Below are 12507 nucleotides of genomic sequence, written 5' to 3'. Positions count from 1 at the left end.
CGGGAGCCGTCGGGGCATGGAGTACGTCGCCGCGGTCGACCAGGGGACGACGGGGACGCGGTGTCTGTTGTTCGACCGGGCCGGTCGGGTCGCGGGCGAGGCCTACGAGACGCACGAACAGCACTACCCGAAGCCGGGCTGGGTCGAACACGACCCCGCCGAACTGTGGACGAACACGAAGGCGGTCGTCGCGGAGGCGCTGGCGGCGGCCGACGCCGCGGCGACCGACCTCGCGGCGCTCGGACTCACGAACCAGCGCGAGACGACCGTGCTGTGGGACGCGGAGACGGGCGAGCCGGTAGGCAACGCGCTCGTCTGGCAGGACCGCCGGACGACGGAGCGCGTGGAGGAGCTCGAACGCGAGGGCAAGGCCGAGTGGATACGCGAGCGGACGGGCCTCGAACCGGACGCCTACTTCTCAGCGACGAAGGCCGAGTGGCTGCTCGACGCCGACCCCGTCCGGACCGACCGGGGCGCGACGCGCGACCGTCGCGAGCGGGCGGCCGACGGCGACCTGCTGCTCGGTACCGTGGACTCGTGGCTCGTCTGGAAACTCACCGGCGAGCACGCGACGGACGCCACGAACGCCTCGCGGACGATGCTGTTCGATATCCGCGCGCTGGAGTGGAACGACGACTTGCTCGCGGAGTTCGGGGTTCCCGAGGCCGCGCTCCCCGAGGTCCACGCCTCCAGCGACCCCGAGGCCTACGGGACGACCGACCGCGACGGGTTCCTCGGCGCCGAGGTGCCCGTCGCCGGCGTGCTCGGCGACCAGCAGGCCGCGCTGTTCGGCCAGACCTGTTTCGAGGCGGGCGAGGCGAAGAACACCTACGGCACCGGGTCGTTCCTGCTCGCCAACACGGGGACCGAGCCGGTGGCGAGCGACCACGGCCTCGTCACGACGGTCGCGTTCCAGCGGGCCGGGGAGCCGCCGAAGTACGCGCTCGAAGGGTCGATATTCGTCACCGGCGCCGCGGTGGAGTGGCTGGAGGACGTGTCGCTCGTGGACTCGCCCGCGGAGACGGAGACGCTCGCGCGCTCGGTCGATTCCACGGACGGCGTGTACGTCGTCCCGGCGTTCACGGGGCTGGGCGCGCCCCACTGGGACGGCCGCGCCCGCGGGACGATACTCGGCATCACGCGGGGGACCCGGCGCGAACACATCGTCCGCGCGACGCTCGAGTCCGTCGCTTACCAGACGCGGGACGTGCTCGAGGCGATGGAGGCGGACTCGGGCGAGGAGATAGAGTCGCTCCGGGTGGACGGCGGCGCCGTGCGGAACGACTTCCTCTGTGAACTGCAAGCCGGCATCCTCGGGCGCGAGGTGGTGCGACCCGCCCTCGACGAGACGACGGCGCTCGGGGCGGCCTACGCGGCCGGCCTCGCGGTCGGCTACTGGGAGGGCCTCGCGGCGCTCCGCGAGCAGTGGCGCGTGGACCGCTCGTTCGCGCCGGCGATGGACGGCGACCGCGCCGACGCCCGCTACGACCGCTGGGGCGAGGCCGTCGAGCGCGCCCGTGACTGGGCCCGCGACGAGGCGTAACGGGGGTCAGCGGTCGGCGTCGCTCGACACGGCGGCGTGGGCCCGGCGGACGGCACCCTCGTAAACGACGCCGCGGTGGGCGTCGACGGTCACCTCGTCGCCGTCCGCGACCGCGTCCGGCAGGGTCGCCCCGCCGACCATCGGGACGCCGAGTTCCCGCGCCACGATGGCGGCGTAGGAGGTGACGCCCGAGCGCGGGTCCACGACCGCCGCGACCCGCCCGGTGTCGCCCGCGAACTCGTCGTCGAACTCGTCGGGGAGCGCGAGCACCGCCCCCTCGGGGGCGTCCGTCAGGTCGCCGTCCGTCACCCGGTACAGCGGCCCGACGGCGTAGCCGTCCACGACCCCGCGGCCGGAGGCGAGGACGCTGGCCGCGACGTGGAGCTTCAGCGTGTTCGTCGTGTCCGCGCCGTCGATATCCGACATCATCCCCGCGAGCGCGACGACGGTGTCGCCCGAGGCCGCCACGCCGGCGTCGAGCGCCGCGCCGATGGCGTCGTGGATGACCGCCTCCGTGCCCGACGCCGAGAGGTCCACGTGTCGGGGGACGACCCCGCCCGAGAGGACGAGTCGCCGCCGGACGGCGTGGCTCGGGGTCGCCGCGACGACGGGGATACCGGGCCGGTACTTCGCGGCCTTGCGCGCCGTGTAGCCGGACTCGGAGGCGACGACCACGGCAGAGGCACCCACGTCCCGGGCGAGGTAGCGCGCCGAGCGGGCGAGCGCGTCCGTCCCCGAGTCCCCCGCGGCGGGCACGCGCTGCTCGCGGAGTTCGACGTACTCCTCGCTCGCGGCCACGTCCCGGACGATGCGGTCCATCGTCTCCACGACGCGGACGGGGTGGTCGCCTATCGCCGTCTCGCCCGACAGCATCACGGCGTCCGTGCCGTCGAGGACGGCGTTCGCCACGTCGGTCGCCTCCGCGCGGGTCGGCCGCCCGGCATGGACCATCGAGTCGAGCATCTCCGTCGCGGTGATGACCGGGACGCCGGCCTCGCGGCACCGGCGTATCACCCGCTTCTGGATGAGCGGCACCCGTTCGAGCGGGCACTCGACGCCGAGGTCGCCGCGCGCGACCATCACGCCCTGCGCGGCCTCGACGATGCCGTCGAGCGCGGCGACGGCGTCCGCGCGCTCTATCTTGGCGACGACGGGGATGTCCGCGCCCCGCGCCTCGATGGCCTCGCTGACGCGGTACACGTCCGCGGCGTCGCGGACGAACGAGGCCGCGACGAAGTCCACGTCGCGCTCGGCCGCGAGGTCCAGTTCCGCCTCGTCGCGCGCCGTCACGGCGTCGAGGCCGAGGTCCACGCCGGGGACGTTCACGCCCTTTCGCCCCCCGAGGTCGCCGCCGGAGCGGACGCGAACGACGACGGCGTCCCCCTCGACCCGCTCGACGGTCGTCTCGATGCGCCCGTCGTCGAGCAGGACGCGGTCCCCCGGCGAGACGCCAGCGAGCGGCTGTGAGAGGCCCACCTCCTCGGTGGAGACGGTGTCGCCGGCGACGAGGCGGACCTCGCTGTCGTCGGCGAGGGTTACGGCGTCGTCCGTCGGCGCGGTGCGTATCTCCGGCCCCGGGAGGTCGAGCATCACGGCGAGGGTGTCGTCGCGGTCGGCGTCGGCGGCGCGGACGGTGTCGATGAGAGCCGCGCGGTCCGCGGTGGAGCCGTGGCTGGCGTTCAGGCGGGCGACGGACGCGCCCGCGTCGGCGAGCGCGTCCACGGTCGCGCGGTCGTCGGAGGCCGGGCCGAGCGTGGCGATGACCGTGACCGGCGAGGGTTCGGGCATGGGTCGGCTACCGCGGCCCGGGAGAAAACGGTTGGCCGCGCCTACGGCGCGCGCGTCGTCAGTTCGAGCGCGTGGATGTCTGTCGTCATGTGGCCCTCGAGCGCGTCGTACACCATCTGGTGTTGGGCGACCAGCGTCTCCCCCTCGAAGGCGGGGGCGACGACCTCCGCGGCGAGGTGGTCGTCGTCGTGTTGGCCGCGGGCGCGCGAGACGGTCGCCTCCGCACCCTCGATGCCCTCCTCGATGAGTCGCTCGACGTCCTCGGGGTTCATACCCGGTCACAGGCGACGGGAGGCGAAAAGCCCGACGCTCCCCTACGTCCAGCGGTCGAGGCCGGTCTGGACCAGCGACTCCTCGATGCGCTCGAAGCCGCGCTCCACCTCCTCGGGGTCGACCTCCCACTCCTCCGTGACGTAGGCGCGTGCGGCGTCCATGTCCGGGTCGATGTCCGGGTCGAAGTCGGCGTCGTCGGTGACGTTCGGGTGGAGGAAGAGGTCGCGGATGCGGTCGGCCCCCTCGATGTGTTCGCCGCGCGCGTCGAGCGCGCCCCACAGGTCGCCGTGCTCGCGGACGAGCTTGACTGCGGTCTTCGGGCCGATGCCGTCGATACCGGGGTTGAAGTCCGTCCCCATCAGAACCCCCGCGTCCACGAGCTGTTCCCACGTCAGGTCGTGTTCCGCGAGCGTCGCCTCGAAGTCCATCAGTTCGGGGTCGCCCTTCGAGGTCAGCTGTCGGAGGGTGTACGGCGCGCCCAACAGCAGGGTGTCGTAGTCCTCGCTGCCGACGTAGTCCACCTGCCCCTGCCGGGCCATGTGGCTCGCCTGCGCCTCGCCCTCCGCGGGGGCCTCGACGACCGGCACGTCGAGCCGCGACAGCAGGCCCCGGGTGGTCTCCTGTATCGTGTCCGTGAGTCGCTGGGTGCGCGACTGGAGCGTCGAGACGCGCGCCGAGTCCGCACCCGACTCCTTCGCTTCCTCGAGTTCGGCCTCGTAGCGCTCGCGCTGTTCGCGCCGCTCGGCGATTTCGTCGTCCTTCAGGTCCGTGACGCCGCCGTCGAAGACGAAGACGGGCGTGATGTCGTGTTCGAAGAACTTCGGGAGCCCCTGCACGACGCCGATGAGGTTCGCCACCTCCTCGCCGCCCGTCGTCGTGTAGGCGCCGTCGCGCGTGAACTTCACCGTCGTCGTGAGGTAGCGGTAAAGCCAGTTGTGCGCGTCCACCGCGACCACGCTCCCCGCGAGGTCGTCGAACGACACCTCGGAGAGGACGGCGAGCGAGCGGAGGTCCGAGTTTCCCATACCCGTGACACGGGCGGGGACCGTTTCAACCCCTCAGTTCCGGTCGCGGCGCGCGGCGCTTCCCCACGCTTCGTCCTCGCTCCCGTCGTCCGTCCCGTCGGTGTCCCGCCGCGCGCGCCGCTCCGCCTCGGCGCGGGTGAGTTCCTCCGTCGGGCGGTCCTCGCCGTGGACCAGCGCGTACAGCGCGAGCGGCGCGCCGAGCGCGAACAGGGCGAACAGGAGGAACACGGCGCCCTCGGCCATCAGCCGAGGAACACGTCGACGATGTCGGAGCCGCCGGAGGTGGTGTCGCGGTACAGCTCCGAGTAGCCGCAGTTGGTACAGGAGACGACCTCGAAGCTGTTCGTCTGGATATCGAACATCTTCGAGAGGCCGCCGCCGGTGGTCGATATCTTCCCCACGTCGGTTCCGTCGTGGCCGCACTTCGGACAGCCGCGTTCGTCGTCGGAGGGCATGCGCTCGGGGAAAACGTCGGCCGGAGGATAGGTCTTGTGCCCGTCAGTTCGCGCGGGTCAGCGCGTCGGTCACCCGGTCGCGCCGGTCGCGGATGACGCCGACGGCGGCCGCGGCGTCGGCCAACACCGGGTCGGGGACGGGGAACCGCTCGTAGAGGTAAGTCGGTATCTCCGCGCCGCCCTCGCGGAGCCGCCGCGAGCGCTCGACGGTGCGGTCGCGGACGTGGCGTTCGAGGGTTTCGAGGCGGCGCCAGCGGGCTTCGAGCGCCCCGAAGTCGCCGTCGGTCGCGGCGAGTCCTCCCGACTCCGCGACGCGGGCGGTCAGTTCGTGTTCGGCGTCCGCGAGCGCGCGGTCCTCCTCCGCGAGCCTGTCGAGCAGTTTCCGGCGCTGGGCGGCGGCCGCGGCCGCGCGGTCGGCGAGGACGGCCTGTAGGCCCGGCGTGAGGTCGCGCCCCTCGGCGAGCGCGCCGCCCGCGTCGGGGCCGAGTTCCGCGCGGGCGTGTTCTGCCAGCGTCTCGTCGTAGTCCTCCTCGAAGTGGTCGACGGCCATCGCCGTCTCGCGGTAGGCCCGCCGAACCGGTTCGAGCGCGTCGTCGGGCGGGCGGGCGCCGCCGCGCGCCACGACCGAGCCGTCCGCGAACGCCTCCGCCGACGCCGCCGAGCGCGGCGAGAGCGCGCGTACCCGCTCGCCGAACCGCTCGAAGGCCGCGAGTTCGGCGGCGACCCGGTCGCGCTCCTCGTCGCAGGCGGAGCGCGCGGCCGCGATGTACGAGAAGGCCGCGACTGAGCCGAGCGCGAACAGCGTCCCCACGACGGCGGCCTGCACGAGCATCGCGGTCGTCACGGCGCCCAAGGGGGTCTGGAAGGCCCCCGACCCCGACTGCTCCGAGACGCCCATCACCGTCAGCACGAGAGTCATGATACTAGGTGGCACGGAGTCATCCTACAAATAGTTCCGCGTCGGGCGCACGATGTGTCACTCGCCCGGGAGGTTTCGCCGCCCGTCGAGGAACGCGCGCTCGTCGTCGCCGAGGTCGCGCTCGCGGAAGCGGTCGAGACCGTCGCGGTACCGCGACCGGGACGTCTCGGCGGGGCGTTCGAGGACGAGTTCCGCGATGCCCGTCTCCCGGCCGGTGAACCCGAACCCGGCCTTGTACAGCGCCTCGTAGGCGAAGGGGTTGTTCACCGCGATGCGGACGCGGTCGTAGCCGCGGGCGAGCGCGCGCTCGGCGACGGCGTCACAGAGCCGCGGGCCGAGACCCTCGCCGCGGCGGTCCGCGCGGACGGTGACGTACCGGAGCCACAGCGTCCGGTCGTCGGTGCGGTCCTCGTTGAACGCGACCGCCGCGAGGACCGACTCGTCGAACTCGGAGTCCGGGTCGGACTCGCCCCCGCGGATGACCGCCTTCCCCGTGTTCGTCATCACGAACTTCCCCGCGTAGGCGAACCGTCGCCAGTCGAGGCGCACGCGCGGCCCGTCCCCCCCGGTCGTCGCCGGGTGCCAGCCCACGACCGCGACGTCGTCCATACCTCCCCGAGTCGGCGGAGCCGGAAACCCGTTACTCCCCCGGCGCGTGGGGGGAGTATGAACGACCACCGCGGCCACCTCTCCGGGCCGGACGTGACGCGCTTCGACCGGTTCGCCCGGCTGTACGAGCTGGCGATGCCCGACGCGGACCCCCAGACGCTCCGACGGGGCCTCGCCTTCGCTGAGCGCGACGTCGTGCGCGTCGCCGACGTGGGCGGCGGGACGGGGCGCGCGGCGAACGCGCTCGGGGGCGCGACCGTCGTGGACGCGGCCCGCGGGATGCTCGTCGAGGCGCGCGCGGACGGCAACGAGTGCGTGCAGGGGTCCGCCGAGCGGCTCCCCCTTCGCGACGGGAGCGTGGACGCGGTCACGGTCGTGGACGCGCTCCACCACTTCGCCGACCCCGAGGGCGCGGTCGCGGAGGCCGCGCGCGTCCTCCGGCCGGGCGGCGTCCTCGTCGTGCGCGACTTCGACCCGCGGACGCTCCGGGGCAAGGGGCTGGTCGCCGCCGAACGCCTCGTCGGGTTCGACTCGCGCTTCCTCGACAGCGCGACGTTGGTGGACACGATGCGCGAGGCCGGCCTCGCCGGCTTCCGGCCGGAGACGGGGTTCGCGTACACCGTCGTCGGCGTGAAGCCCGGCGGGCCGAAGCGGGGCGACTAAGCCGCGCGCGACCCGACCCGGGGTATGGACCTCCGCCCGCAGTTCCGCGCGGACCGGACGACGGCGCTCGTCCTCCTCGGGGACGCGCTGTGTATCGCGCTCTTCTCGGCGGCCGGCGCGCTCCAACACCCCGGGAACGCGCCGCTGTACGCCCGCGTGCCGGAAATCGCCGCCCCGTTCGTGCTCGGCTGGCTCCTCGTCGGCGCCCTCGTCGGGACGTTCGACGGGTCGTGGTTCGGGAGCGCTCGGACCGCTGCCGGCCGGGCCGCGGTCGCGTGGCTCGGGGCCGACATCGTAGGACAGGCGCTCCGGGCGACGGCGTTCGTCCCCGGTGGCGCGGACCCCGCCTTCTTCGTCGTCTCGCTCCTCGTCGGCGGGGCGCTCCTCGTCGGGTGGCGGGCGCTCGTGGCCCGGACCCTCTAGCGGGAGAGGTAGAGGCCGATGGCACCCGCGACGAAGCCGAACGCGGCCAGCACCGCGAACAGCGCCGCGGCGTTCGCGGCGGTCAGGATGCCCCCTGCGACCGCGCCGCCGAGCGCGCCGATGCCGAACACGCCCAGGTAGGTGTAGCCGTACGAGAGGCCGCGCGCGCCGGCCGGCGTGTACTCGGCGACGGTCGCCTGGTAGAACGGCTGGACGACGAACAGCGCGACCCCCATCACCGCACAGACGGCGAGCAGCGGGAGCAGCCCCGCGGTGGCCAGCGGCAGGAAGACCAGCGCGAGGACGCCGAGGCTCCCGTAGCCGAGCGCGAGGCCGCGCTCCACCTCGATGCGGTCGGTGAGCCGACCGCCGACGTACTGGCCGACGACGCCGGCCATCAGCAGGCCGACGTAGACGTAGCGGTACGGCGACAGCGACCGGCCGGCCACCTCGACGGGCGTCAGCGAGTCGAACCCGGACAGCAGTTCGGGGAGGAAGGTGAGGAAGCCGCGGTAGTAGAGCCCGGAGAGCATCACGACGGCGAAGACGAGCAGGAACGGGCCGACGAGGAGCGTCCGCGACTGCGAGAGGAACTCGTCGAGCGACGCGACGGAGCCGGACGCGCGGGCGTCGCCGTCCTCGTCGTCCGCGGCCGCGGCCTCGTCCACGTCGATGCGGAGCGCGAAGCCGGCCGCGAGTATCGCCGGGACGCCGAGGACGCCGACGGTGAGCCGCCAGTCGTTCGTGAAGAGTAACATCACGGCCGCCGCGAGCGGACCGAGCGCGATACCGAGGTTGCCCGCGATGCCGTGGTACGCGAAGGCGGTGCCGCGCTCCTCGACGCCCTTCGAGATGAGCGCGAGGCCGGCGGGGTGGTACACCGAGGCCGCCGCGCCCCAGATCACGAGACACAGCGCGACGACGACGAGGTTCGGGGCGAAGGCGAGCAGGACGAACGAGCCGCCCATGCCGAGCAAGCAGGCGACGATGAGCGGGCGCGACCCGTATGCGTCCGCGAGGACGCCGCCGGGGAGCGCGCCCAGCCCGAACAGCGCGTAGCCGGCGCTCACGACGATACCCAACACGGCGAGCGTGGTCGGCACCGTCCCCAGCACCGGCAGAGTGGTCGCCGGGAACTCGGCCGCCCACACCGTCTGCACGGCGAGGATGGGGAGCGTCAGCTCGTAGGTGTGGACCAGCCCGTGGGCCAGCATCACCAGCGCGGTTATCGCACGGTCGTTGTCGTTCACACCCGCCCTCCTCGCCGTGCCGGTTTGGGTCCGTCGGTTCCGACAGTCCGCGGCACCGCCCGTGTGTGGCGATTGTGGACGAGTACCGAGGACTTCGCGCCGCCGACCGCCCGGCCGACCCCTGGACGTTCGGTCGGAAACCGCGCTCCGTAACTTATGAGAATAGTATTGGGAACTAACACCGCTCCAACCGGTATTTGGCTGGTTACCTACCGGTCATCTCTGGGAAACACTTATGTCATACACGCCTATAGATAATGATAGACATGGCAGGATATTACGACCTCGTTCTCGGCCTCATTCCGCTCGCGTTCGGCAGCCTCGCCGGCGCCCTCTCGCTCGCCGGCTTCGCGACCACCCAGTCGGTCGTCGCGGGCGCGCTCGTCGCCGTCGTGCTCGTCGTCCACGCGATGTTCGTCCGCGCCCCCGTCGATTCGGCGCCCGAACCCGTCGCCGCCGCGCCGGCATCGACCCCCGGCCCCGAGACCGGCGCGAACTGACGCGGCCCTTCTCCTCTCTCCTCTCTCCTCGCTTTGCCCCGCCCGCCAGAGCCAATAGGCGCGGCGCGGTAGCTCCGGTATGACCGAGGCGCTGTTCCTGACAAGCGAGGAGACCCGCGGACTGGCGACGATGCGCGAGTACGTGGACGCCGTCCGCGAGGGGTACCGGGAGGTCGGCACCGGCGCGGCCGCGAAGCCGCGACAGAAGCTCCCGAACAGCGACCCGCCGGGCTTCCTGACGAGCTACCTCGCCGTCCTCCCGGAGACGGGGGCGATGGGCGGCTACACCTACGCGGCGGGGTTCGGCGCGGCTGACGCCCACTTCTTCCTGCCGCTGTTCGACGCCCACAGCGGCGAGCCGCTCGCGCTCCTCGACGGGGCGGCGATGAACCCCTACAAGACCGGGGCCGCGGGCGGCGTCGCCGCGGACGCGCTCGCCCGGCCGGACGCGTCGGTCGTCGCCGTCATCGGCTCCGGCGCACAGGCGAAGGGGCAGGTCCGCGCGCTCGCCGCGGTGCGCGACCTCGCGACCGTGAACGTGTACTCGCCGACGAAGGAGAGCCGCGAGTCGTTCGCCGCGTCGATGAACGAGGAGCTCGACGCCGCGGTCGGCGCGGTTTCCTCCTCCGACGCCGCCGTCGAGGGCGCGGACGTGGTCGTGACGGCGACCAACGCCGCGGAGCCGGTGTTCGACGGCGACGTGCTCGAACCCGGCACCCACGTCACCGCGATGGGGCAGTACGACCCCTCGAAGCGTGAACTCGACACCGGGACGGTGGCGAACGCGAAGTACGTCCCCGACCTGCGCGAGCGGGCGTTCTCGGACTCGGGCGAGTTCCTGCAGGCCCGCGAGGAGGGGGCGATAGACGACGACCACGTCCACGCCGACCTCGGGGAGGTCGTCGCCGGCGAGGCTCCCGGCCGGGAGAACCGCGATGAGATAACCGTCTTCGACTCCGGCGGCACGGGCGTCGAGACGGTCGCCGCCGGCTACATGCTCTTCGAGACGGCCCGCGAGGAGGGGCTGGGCACGGGTATCGACCTCGCGCCCGCGAGCGAGGCGCTCCGGTAATCAGAGGTACGGCGCGAGCCCGAGCGCCTCGACGAGCGGGATACCGACGGCGAGCGCGCCGAGCAGGTAGCCGGCGATGGCGCCCCCGTTGAGCAGCGGGAGCCCGGCGTGGGCGCGCCCGCGGACGACGAACCGCATCAGCACCACGAGCCCGACGAGCGTGCCGACCGCCGCGGCGAGCGCGGGGAGGTTCGCACCCAAGAGGACGGCCGGCGCCTCGACGAAGTGGGCCGCGCTCGCCACGAGCACCGTCGGCATCACGGCGTCGCCCAGCCCGATGAAGAAGGCGTCCCGGTCGAGCCCCTCCGAGTCGTCCTCGGTCGCCGCGTCCTCTCCCTCGTTCGGCTCCCCGCCGTCGCCGGACATCGCCTCGCGGTCGCTCTCCGCCGCGTCGAGGAAGGAGTACGACAGCGACAGCGGGACGACGAGCAGGACGGGTATCTTGAGGTCCATCACGCCCGACGCGAGGTCGAGCATGTGTTCGGTGCCGTAGACGGATATCGCGTCGTACACCGCGAGGACGGAGAGCAGGACGATCGTCGGGAGGACGCCGAACGAGATGCCGAACAGGCCGGCCGCGCCGCCGCCCATCACCACGCCGGCGGCGTCGATGACGTACCACTCCGGGTAGAGGAGGAGCGCCCCGGCGACGACGAGCGAAGCGACCGCGGCGGGCGCGGACACCCCCGCCACGACGACGACGGGGAGGACGACGGAGAACACGTAGTAGCTGATGAACGTCGCGCTGGCGACGACGAACAGGCGCACCAGCCCGTCCACGCCGAACTTGAACGCGGCGAGCATGACGCCCGTGGCGACGAGGATGCCCGCGACGTAGACGAGGCTGTTGACGGGGTTGCTCGTCTGGGAGTCGGGGACGGCCTGGTAGCCGGCGGCGTCGAACGGCGCGACGAGGGCGAGCGCCGCCAGCTGGACGAGGACGAACAGGCCGACGATGGCGGCTATCGCGGCCGCGGCGCGGTTCATATCCGGGCCTGGGTCGCCCGCGGTAAGGCGGTTGCGCTCGACCGCTATCGCAACCGACAACCCCGGTCGCGCGAACGACGGGTATGACCCGCCGGGACGCCGCCCTGTTCCTCCTCCTCGCCGCGACGTGGGGCTCGGCGTTCGCGGTGACGCGCGTCGGCCTGGACGACCTCCCGCCGACGCTGTTCGCCGCGCTCCGCTTCGACCTCGCCGCCCTCGTCATGCTCCCGCTCGCGCTGGCGCTCGGGCGGCGGGTCCGCCCGCGAAGCAGCGCGGACTGGGCGTACGTCCTGCTCGGGGGACTGCTCACCGTCGGCCTCCATCACGCCCTGCTGTTCGCCGGGCAGCTGTACGTCGCCAGCGCCGTCGCCGCCGTCCTCCTCGGGCTGATTCCCGTCGTCACACCGGCGCTCGAACGGCTCGCCGGCACGGACGAGGCCGTCGGCGCGCTCGACGTGGCGGGCGTGCTCGTCGGCTTCGCGGGCGTCGTCGTCATCGCGAACCCCGACCCGGCGCGCGTCGTCGAGAGCGCCCGGGGCGCGGCGCTGGTGTTCGGGTCGGCGCTCGCCTTCGCCGCCGGCGCCGTGCTGACGGACCGCACCGACCCCGGCCTCGACGCGCTCGGCGCACAGCCGGCGATGTACGCGGTCGGGGCCGTCGCGCTCCACGCCGCGACGCTCGTCGTGCCGGGCGAGACGCTCGCGGCCGCCGCGTTCACCCCCTCGGCGCTCGGGGCCATCGCCTACATGGCCCTCGTCGCGGGTGTCGGGGGCTTTACCCTCTACTTCGTCCTCCTGCGTCGGCTCGGCCCGTTCTCCATGGGGCTGCTGGAGTACGTCATCCCGCCGTTCGCCGCGCTCACGGGGTGGTACTACCTGGACGAGCGGCTCGGCGCGACGGCTGTCCTCGGCTTCGCGCTGGTGCTCGTCGGGTTCGCCGTCGTGAAGCGCGGGCGGCTGCTCGCCGCGGTCGGCGCGCGACCCGACACGGCGAAGTGAGT

General features: G+C 73.0%; 15 protein-coding genes. 6 read left to right on the top strand and 9 right to left on the bottom strand.

Going from position 1 to position 12507, the window contains the following annotated elements:
- The first annotated feature begins 16 nt into the window (after window positions 1–16).
- The gene (gene glpK, locus P2T37_RS13035) at window positions 17–1543 is read left to right on the top strand and encodes a glycerol kinase GlpK (protein ID WP_276234395.1); all 1527 of its coding nucleotides are present in this window, start codon (window positions 17–19) and stop codon (window positions 1541–1543) included.
- Between the two features lie 6 nt (window positions 1544–1549).
- Here glpK and pyk read toward each other — a convergent pair whose 3' ends face one another.
- From pyk to P2T37_RS13000, 7 genes are read right to left on the bottom strand one after another with little or no spacing between them, the layout of a single operon-like run.
- Entirely contained in the window at window positions 1550–3331 is a 1782-nt protein-coding gene (gene pyk / locus P2T37_RS13030) for a pyruvate kinase (protein ID WP_276234394.1), read from the bottom strand.
- A gap of 41 nt (window positions 3332–3372) precedes the next feature.
- Window positions 3373–3603 carry a BolA/IbaG family iron-sulfur metabolism protein gene (locus tag P2T37_RS13025; protein WP_276234393.1) on the bottom strand — a complete coding sequence of 77 codons (231 nt, stop codon included), beginning with the start codon at window positions 3601–3603 and terminating at the stop codon, window positions 3373–3375.
- A gap of 42 nt (window positions 3604–3645) precedes the next feature.
- A complete protein-coding gene (gene fen, locus P2T37_RS13020) occupies window positions 3646–4629 on the bottom strand; it encodes a flap endonuclease-1 (protein ID WP_276234392.1) in 984 nt (327 codons plus the stop codon).
- Between the two features lie 33 nt (window positions 4630–4662).
- A complete protein-coding gene (locus tag P2T37_RS13015) occupies window positions 4663–4872 on the bottom strand; it encodes a DUF8143 family protein (protein WP_276234391.1) in 210 nt (69 codons plus the stop codon).
- Complete coding sequence (locus P2T37_RS13010; RefSeq protein WP_276234390.1) at window positions 4872–5084, bottom strand: zinc ribbon domain-containing protein; 213 nt, start codon at window positions 5082–5084, stop codon at window positions 4872–4874. Before P2T37_RS13010 ends, P2T37_RS13015 begins: the two co-directional genes overlap by 1 nt.
- Before the next feature lie 43 nt (window positions 5085–5127).
- Window positions 5128–6003, bottom strand: coding sequence for a DUF7260 family protein (locus P2T37_RS13005; protein ID WP_276234389.1), 876 nt, complete (start codon window positions 6001–6003; stop codon window positions 5128–5130).
- 57 nt (window positions 6004–6060) lie between these two features.
- A complete protein-coding gene (locus P2T37_RS13000) occupies window positions 6061–6612 on the bottom strand; it encodes a GNAT family N-acetyltransferase (protein ID WP_276234388.1) in 552 nt (183 codons plus the stop codon).
- A 57-nt stretch (window positions 6613–6669) separates the two neighbouring features.
- On the opposite strand from P2T37_RS13000, the gene P2T37_RS12995 reads away from it, so the two are divergent.
- Together P2T37_RS12995 and P2T37_RS12990 are read left to right on the top strand one after the other, a co-directional pair.
- A complete protein-coding gene (locus tag P2T37_RS12995; protein ID WP_276234387.1) occupies window positions 6670–7275 on the top strand; it encodes a class I SAM-dependent methyltransferase in 606 nt (201 codons plus the stop codon).
- Between the two features lie 24 nt (window positions 7276–7299).
- Window positions 7300–7698 carry a DUF3054 domain-containing protein gene (locus P2T37_RS12990; protein ID WP_276234386.1) on the top strand — a complete coding sequence of 133 codons (399 nt, stop codon included), beginning with the start codon at window positions 7300–7302 and terminating at the stop codon, window positions 7696–7698.
- Here P2T37_RS12990 and P2T37_RS12985 read toward each other — a convergent pair.
- Window positions 7695–8912: an MFS transporter gene (locus tag P2T37_RS12985; protein WP_382211859.1), complete on the bottom strand. Its 1218-nt coding sequence runs from the start codon at window positions 8910–8912 to the stop codon at window positions 7695–7697. The two genes, P2T37_RS12990 and P2T37_RS12985, sit on opposite strands and share 4 nt — an antisense overlap.
- 302 nt (window positions 8913–9214) lie before the next feature.
- Between P2T37_RS12985 and P2T37_RS12980 the strand changes: the two genes are divergently transcribed.
- Both P2T37_RS12980 and P2T37_RS12975 read left to right on the top strand, forming a co-directional pair.
- The gene (locus tag P2T37_RS12980; RefSeq protein WP_276234384.1) at window positions 9215–9448 is read left to right on the top strand and encodes a DUF8015 family protein; all 234 of its coding nucleotides are present in this window, start codon (window positions 9215–9217) and stop codon (window positions 9446–9448) included.
- A 79-nt stretch (window positions 9449–9527) separates the two neighbouring features.
- On the top strand, window positions 9528–10520 hold the full coding sequence (locus P2T37_RS12975) for an ornithine cyclodeaminase family protein (protein ID WP_276234383.1): 993 nt from the start codon (window positions 9528–9530) through the stop codon (window positions 10518–10520).
- On the opposite strand, the gene P2T37_RS12970 is transcribed toward P2T37_RS12975, so the two are convergent.
- The gene (locus P2T37_RS12970; protein WP_276234382.1) at window positions 10521–11507 is read right to left on the bottom strand and encodes a presenilin family intramembrane aspartyl protease PSH; all 987 of its coding nucleotides are present in this window, start codon (window positions 11505–11507) and stop codon (window positions 10521–10523) included.
- 83 nt (window positions 11508–11590) lie between these two features.
- Here P2T37_RS12970 and P2T37_RS12965 point away from each other — a divergent pair, with 83 nt between their 5' ends.
- Window positions 11591–12505, top strand: coding sequence for a DMT family transporter (locus P2T37_RS12965; protein ID WP_276234381.1), 915 nt, complete (start codon window positions 11591–11593; stop codon window positions 12503–12505).
- Window positions 12506–12507: the final 2 nt, after the last annotated feature.

This window comes from Halosegnis marinus, from assembly GCF_029338355.1.
GTDB classification, from domain to species: Archaea; Halobacteriota; Halobacteria; order Halobacteriales; family Haloarculaceae; genus Halosegnis; species Halosegnis marinus.
Note: the sequence above shows the minus strand (reverse complement) of the source record. Positions and strands in the feature narration are given on the sequence as shown.

Excerpts from the sequence above, each read along its gene's own strand:
- glpK (WP_276234395.1), top strand. The coding sequence starts at position 17 with ATGGAGTACGTCGCCGCGGTCGACCAGGGGACGACGGGGACGCGGTGT.
- pyk (WP_276234394.1), bottom strand. The coding sequence starts at position 3,331 with ATGCCCGAACCCTCGCCGGTCACGGTCATCGCCACGCTCGGCCCGGCC.
- P2T37_RS13025 (WP_276234393.1), bottom strand. The coding sequence starts at position 3,603 with ATGAACCCCGAGGACGTCGAGCGACTCATCGAGGAGGGCATCGAGGGT.
- fen (WP_276234392.1), bottom strand. The coding sequence starts at position 4,629 with ATGGGAAACTCGGACCTCCGCTCGCTCGCCGTCCTCTCCGAGGTGTCG.
- P2T37_RS13015 (WP_276234391.1), bottom strand. The coding sequence starts at position 4,872 with ATGGCCGAGGGCGCCGTGTTCCTCCTGTTCGCCCTGTTCGCGCTCGGC.
- P2T37_RS13010 (WP_276234390.1), bottom strand. The coding sequence starts at position 5,084 with ATGCCCTCCGACGACGAACGCGGCTGTCCGAAGTGCGGCCACGACGGA.
- P2T37_RS13005 (WP_276234389.1), bottom strand. The coding sequence starts at position 6,003 with ATGACTCTCGTGCTGACGGTGATGGGCGTCTCGGAGCAGTCGGGGTCG.
- P2T37_RS13000 (WP_276234388.1), bottom strand. The coding sequence starts at position 6,612 with ATGGACGACGTCGCGGTCGTGGGCTGGCACCCGGCGACGACCGGGGGG.
- P2T37_RS12995 (WP_276234387.1), top strand. The coding sequence starts at position 6,670 with ATGAACGACCACCGCGGCCACCTCTCCGGGCCGGACGTGACGCGCTTC.
- P2T37_RS12990 (WP_276234386.1), top strand. The coding sequence starts at position 7,300 with ATGGACCTCCGCCCGCAGTTCCGCGCGGACCGGACGACGGCGCTCGTC.
- P2T37_RS12985 (WP_382211859.1), bottom strand. The coding sequence starts at position 8,912 with ATGCTGGCCCACGGGCTGGTCCACACCTACGAGCTGACGCTCCCCATC.
- P2T37_RS12980 (WP_276234384.1), top strand. The coding sequence starts at position 9,215 with ATGGCAGGATATTACGACCTCGTTCTCGGCCTCATTCCGCTCGCGTTC.
- P2T37_RS12975 (WP_276234383.1), top strand. The coding sequence starts at position 9,528 with ATGACCGAGGCGCTGTTCCTGACAAGCGAGGAGACCCGCGGACTGGCG.
- P2T37_RS12970 (WP_276234382.1), bottom strand. The coding sequence starts at position 11,507 with ATGAACCGCGCCGCGGCCGCGATAGCCGCCATCGTCGGCCTGTTCGTC.
- P2T37_RS12965 (WP_276234381.1), top strand. The coding sequence starts at position 11,591 with ATGACCCGCCGGGACGCCGCCCTGTTCCTCCTCCTCGCCGCGACGTGG.